The sequence below is a fragment of the Pseudoroseomonas cervicalis ATCC 49957 genome, from assembly GCF_000164635.1.
Taxonomy (GTDB): Bacteria; Pseudomonadota; Alphaproteobacteria; order Acetobacterales; family Acetobacteraceae; genus Pseudoroseomonas; species Pseudoroseomonas cervicalis.
Window position 1 is genome coordinate 1 of sequence record NZ_GG770783.1, and the last position, 4,790, is coordinate 4,790.

Here is a 4,790-nt window from a genome sequence, read left to right on the forward strand (position 1 = left end):
GGCCGGGGCCTGGCCGGCTGAGGCGCGAGGGCCGCCGCCCGGCCAGCGGGCGGCGGCCGGGTCGCTTCACTCGACGCGGATGCCGCCTTCCTGGATCACCGGCGCCCAGCGATCATGCTCGCGCTTCAGGAACTCGGCGAATTGCTGGCGCGGCCCGGCGACGATGCTGCCGGCCTGGTTCTCCTCGACGCCGCGCCGCACCTCGGGCAGCGCCGCGATGCGGTTGAACACCTCGTTGATGCGGTCGGCCAGCGCCGGGTTCATGCCCGGCGGTGCGGCCACGCCATACCAGATGGCCACATCGAAGCCGGGGATGGTGTCGCGCAGCAGCGGCGCCTCCGGTGCCTGCGGGCACGGCCCGCCGCCCATGGCGATGACGCGCAGCTGCCCGCCGCGCACCATGCCGAGCACCGAAGAGAGCGTCGGGAAGCAGAACTGCGTCTCGTTGCGCATCACCGCCAGCGCGGTCTCCGAGCCGCTGCGATAGGGGATGTGCACCATGCTGATCTTCGCCTGCCGCTCCAGCAGCGCCATGAACAGGTGGCTGCCATTGCCGACGCCGGCCGAGGCATAGACCAGGCTGTCCGGCTTGGCGCGCGCCGCCTCGATCAGCTCGGCGACGGTCTTCTGCGGCACCTGCGGATTGGCCACCAGCGCGGCGTGCAGATTGGCGCCGTGCATGATCGGGGTGAAGCCGGTCATCGGGTCGTAGCTGAGCTGGCGGTTCAGCAGCTTGCCGATGGCATTGGCGCCGATATCGGCCATCATCAGCGTGTAGCCATCGGCCGGCTGGCCGGTGACATAGGCGCCCGCCACCATGCCGCCGGCGCCGGAGCGGTTCTCGATCACCAGCGGCTGGCCATTGGCGAATTCGGGAAAGCGCTGGCCGAAGCTGCGCGCCAGCGTGTCCACCGCGCCGCCGGCGCCGAAGGGCACCACCATGCGCACCGGCCGGTCGGGCCAGGCGGCGGCGGCGGTGTTGCCCAGCGCCGGGCGCGACAGCCCGCCCAGCAGCGGCGCCATGGCCAGCCCGGCGGCGGCGCCCGCGAAACCACGGCGGCCCAGGAGATTCGGATTCTTCGTTGTTGTCATTGGGACGTTCCTCACTCGCTCAGGGATCAGGCGAGGCGCGGCGGGCGCCCTGCCACCCGCCGCGCCGGCGCTTCACTCGGCGGCGCGCGCCTCGGGCCGGGCCCAGCGGCGGTCGAACTCCCACACTTCGGGGAAACCCATCAGCTCGTTCATGCGCGCGAAATCGTAGATGACCTCCTCGCCCAGGCCATGCGTCACGCCGTGCTCGCGCAGATGCGCGTAGGAGCGCTCCAGCGCCGCCGCGACCGTGAGGAAACCGAGCGCCGGATAGATGGCGATGTCATAGCCGATGGCGGCCAGCGTCTCGGCCGAGAGGATCGGCGTGCGGCCGCCGCCATCGACATTGTTGGCCAGCAGCGGCGCGTCGATCTCCTGGCCGATGCGCTTCATCTCGTCCTCGGTCTCCGGGCTCTCGATGAAGACGATGTCGGCGCCGGCCTTGCGGTACAGCTTGCCGCGGCGGATCGCCTCGTCCAGCCCGAGGCTGGTGCGCGCATCGGTGCGGGCGATGATCAGGAAATCCTCGCTCTTGCGCGCCTCGACGGCGACCTCGATCTTCAGCGCCATCTCCTCGGCCGGGATGACGCGGCGGCCCGGGGTGTGGCCGCACTTCTTCGGCACTTCCTGGTCCTCGAGCTGGATGGCGGTGATGCCCGCCTCCTCATAGCCCATCACCGTGTGCCGCACGTTCAGCAGCCCGCCATAGCCGGTGTCGGCATCGGCGATCACCGGCGTGCTCGACATGCGCGCGAAGCGCCCCATGCGCGAGACCATGTCGCTGTAGGTCGCGATGCCGGCATCCGGCACGCCGAGATGCGAGGCCACCGTGCCATAGCCCGTGGCGTAGAGCGCGCTGAACCCCATGCGGTCGGCGATGCGGGCGGAGATCATGTCGTGGATGCCCGGCGCGACGACGAACTGCTTCGCCGCCAGCGCGGCCCTCAAACGCTTATCTGCCATTTTTCTTCCAGTTGGGTTCTGAACGTGGGGAGGCGGGACGCCAGATGATCAAAAAGGGGTCGACCTAGGCGGCGGCCTCGGCCAGCGCCTGGCGCACGCGTGGCACCAGCCCGCCGGCGGCCAGGATGGCGCGCACCTCGGCGCCCAGCGGCGCCGCCTGCCAGGCGGCCTCCCCCTGCGTCACCGACAGCGCGTCGAGGTCGATCGATGCCGCCTCCCCCTCGCGCAAGCCCGCGGCGGCCTCGGCGCAGAGCAGCACCGGCAGGCCGAGATTGACCGCGTTGCGGAAGAAGATGCGCGCCGCGCTGACCGCGACGATGGCGCCGACCCCGGCCGCCTTCAGCGCGATCACCGCATGCTCGCGCGAGGAGCCGCAGCCGAAATTGCGCCCCACCGCCAGGATGTCGCCGGGGCGCACCCGCTGCACGAAGCCGGGGTCCAGCCCCTCCAGGCAGTGCTTGCCCAGTTCCTCGGGCTTGCGCAGCGCCAGATAGCGGCCGGGCAGGATGACGTCGGTGTTCACCTCGTCGCCGAAGCGATGCACGCGGCCGGTGAGAAGCGCGCTCATGCCGCGACCTCCAGCGCCATCACCTCGTCGGGCGGGCGGATTTCCCCGGCCACGGCGGCGGCGGCGGCCACCCAGGCATTCGCCAGGAAAACCTGGCTGTCCGGGTGCCCCATGCGGCCGCGATAATTGCGGTTGGTGGTGGCGATCGCCGTCTCGCCGGCCGCCAGGATGCCCATATGCCCGCCGAAGCAGGCGCCGCAGGTGGGGGTGGAGATCGCCGCGCCGGCGGCGGCGATGGTGTCCAGCAGCCCCTCGGCCAGGGCGGCGCGCCAGATCTTCTGCGTCGCCGGCACCACCACCATGCGCACCCCCGGCGCCACCTGCCGGCCGCGCAGCACCGCCGCCACCTGGCGCAGATCGGTCAGCGTGCCGTTCGAGCAATTGCCGACATAGACTTGGTCCACGCGCTGGCCGCGCAGCGCCTCGACCGCGACGCCGGAGGCCGGCGAGGGCGGCCGCGCCACCATCGGCCGCAGCGCGGAGAGGTCGATGGCGATGCGCTGGCGATAGACGGCACCGGCATCCGGCATCACCGCCGGCACCGGCGCCATGCCGCGCGCCGCCATGTCCGCCGCCGAGCGCGCATCGCCCTCGAAGACGCACATATCGGCCCCGGCCTCGACCGCCATGTTGGCCACCGCCATGCGCTCATCCATGCCGAGCGCGGCCAGGCCCGGCCCGCCGAATTCCAGCGAGGCATCGGCGGCGCCATCCGAGCCGATGCGGCGGATCAGCTCCAGGATCACGTCCTTGCCGGTGACATGGGCGCCGGGCGTGCCGCTCAGCTCGACGCGGATGCTGTCGGGCACGCGCATCCAGAGTTTTCCCAGCGCCAGCGCCCCGGCGAGGTCGGTGGAGCCGAAGCCGATGCCGAGCGCGTTGAAGGCCCCCGCCGTGCAGGTATGGCTGTCGGCGCCGAAGACGATGCCGCCATGCCCGATCATGCCGAGCTCGGCCAGCAGCGTGTGCTCGATGCCGCCGCGCCCGGGCTCGTAGAAATGCGCGATGCCCTGCTGCCGCGCGAAATCGCGCGTCATGGCGATGGCGCCGGCGGCGGTGACGTCGGGGGCCGGGGCGAAATGGTCGGCCACCAGCACGATGCGCTCGGGGTCGAAGACCCGCGCCGCGCCCATGAGCGCGAACTGCTCGAAGGACAGCGGGCCGGAGACGTCGTTCAGCAGCACGACATCGGGCCGCACGGTGAGGATGGCGCCGGGCACGGCCTCCCCCTCCACCGCATGGGCGGCCAGGATCTTCTGCGTGATGGCGCGGCCGCTCATCGCCGCGCGCGGCGCTCAGCCATGCACCCCTCCCCTCTCGGCCGGCCTGGCTGCATGCCCTGGGCCGGTCTCGTTGCATCCTGTCGTCGCACCGGGCGCTTGGCCGCCCGGCTTTGTGATGCGCAAACGCTAGCATGAATCATTCGCGAGTAAAGCGGATTCAGCCTGCTGTGCATCCGCAGCATCGTTTGCACGGCCTCGCCTCCCCATGCTATCGCCGCGCCATGGACGAGACGCCCCCCGCCCCGCCTTCCTGGCCCGCCGGGCGGGTCACGCTGCAGGCCCTGGCGCAGCGCGCCGGCGTCGCCGCCTCCACCGTCTCCCGCGCGCTGAAGGACGATCCGCGCATCTCGCCCGAGATGCGCGCGCGCATCGCGGCGCTGGCCGCCGAGGCCGGCTACACCCCGAACATCCTGGCGCGCACCCTGGTGCTCGGCCGCTCCGGGCTGATCGGGCTGGTGCTCGGCCCGGTCGAGAACCCCTTCTATGCCGAGCTGATGCAGCAGGCCGTGGCCCAGGCCGCCGCGCGCGGCCACCGGCTGCTGCTGCTGCATGCCGGCCCCGGCCCGATCGAGGACGCGACGACCGAGGCGCTGCTGCAATACCGCGTCGATGGCTGCCTGATCACCTCGGCCGAGCTGTCCTCGCGCGCCGCCGCCATCTGCGCCGCCAATGGCGTGCCGCTGGTGATGGTCAACCGCGTGGCGCGCGAGCATGGCAGCGCCGTCTCCTGCGACAACCGCGCGACCGGCGAGGCGCTGGCCGGCTTCCTGCTGCGCGCCGGGCACCGCCGCCCGGCGATCATCCTCGGCAATCCCGGCAGCTCGACCAGCGCCGAGCGCGCCGAGAGCTTCGCCGCCGCGATCCGCCGCGCCGGCCTGCCCGAGCCG

At 72.3% G+C, this 4,790-nt stretch carries 5 protein-coding genes; 1 reads left to right on the forward strand and 4 read right to left on the reverse strand.

The annotated features are described in order from the left end of the window. Window positions 1–66: 66 nt before the first annotated feature. The 4 genes from HMPREF0731_RS17335 to HMPREF0731_RS17350 form a co-directional block, all read right to left on the reverse strand. Window positions 67–1,092 (reverse strand): Bug family tripartite tricarboxylate transporter substrate binding protein, encoded by a 1,026-nt coding sequence (locus HMPREF0731_RS17335; RefSeq protein WP_007005483.1) that lies wholly within the window; start codon window positions 1,090–1,092, stop codon window positions 67–69. 72 nt (window positions 1,093–1,164) lie between these two features. Beyond that, window positions 1,165–2,052: an isocitrate lyase/PEP mutase family protein gene (locus HMPREF0731_RS17340; RefSeq protein WP_007005484.1), complete on the reverse strand. Its 888-nt coding sequence runs from the start codon at window positions 2,050–2,052 to the stop codon at window positions 1,165–1,167. 64 nt (window positions 2,053–2,116) lie between these two features. Further along, the gene (locus HMPREF0731_RS17345) at window positions 2,117–2,620 is read right to left on the reverse strand and encodes a LeuD/DmdB family oxidoreductase small subunit (RefSeq protein ID WP_007005485.1); all 504 of its coding nucleotides are present in this window, start codon (window positions 2,618–2,620) and stop codon (window positions 2,117–2,119) included. Continuing rightward, window positions 2,617–3,900 carry a 3-isopropylmalate dehydratase large subunit gene (locus HMPREF0731_RS17350; protein ID WP_007005486.1) on the reverse strand — a complete coding sequence of 428 codons (1,284 nt, stop codon included), beginning with the start codon at window positions 3,898–3,900 and terminating at the stop codon, window positions 2,617–2,619. Before HMPREF0731_RS17350 ends, HMPREF0731_RS17345 begins: the two co-directional genes overlap by 4 nt. Before the next feature lie 224 nt (window positions 3,901–4,124). Here HMPREF0731_RS17350 and HMPREF0731_RS17355 point away from each other — a divergent pair. After that, window positions 4,125–4,790 (forward strand): LacI family DNA-binding transcriptional regulator (locus tag HMPREF0731_RS17355; protein WP_007005488.1); only part of this gene is annotated, 666 nt, incomplete at its 3' end.

What these genes read in the sequence shown, in the direction of transcription:
- HMPREF0731_RS17345 (WP_007005485.1), bottom strand. Translation starts at nt 2,620, where the DNA reads ATGAGCGCGCTTCTCACCGGCCGCGTGCATCGCTTCGGCGACGAGGTG.
- HMPREF0731_RS17335 (WP_007005483.1), bottom strand. Translation starts at nt 1,092, where the DNA reads ATGACAACAACGAAGAATCCGAATCTCCTGGGCCGCCGTGGTTTCGCG.
- HMPREF0731_RS17350 (WP_007005486.1), bottom strand. Translation starts at nt 3,900, where the DNA reads ATGAGCGGCCGCGCCATCACGCAGAAGATCCTGGCCGCCCATGCGGTG.
- HMPREF0731_RS17340 (WP_007005484.1), bottom strand. Translation starts at nt 2,052, where the DNA reads ATGGCAGATAAGCGTTTGAGGGCCGCGCTGGCGGCGAAGCAGTTCGTC.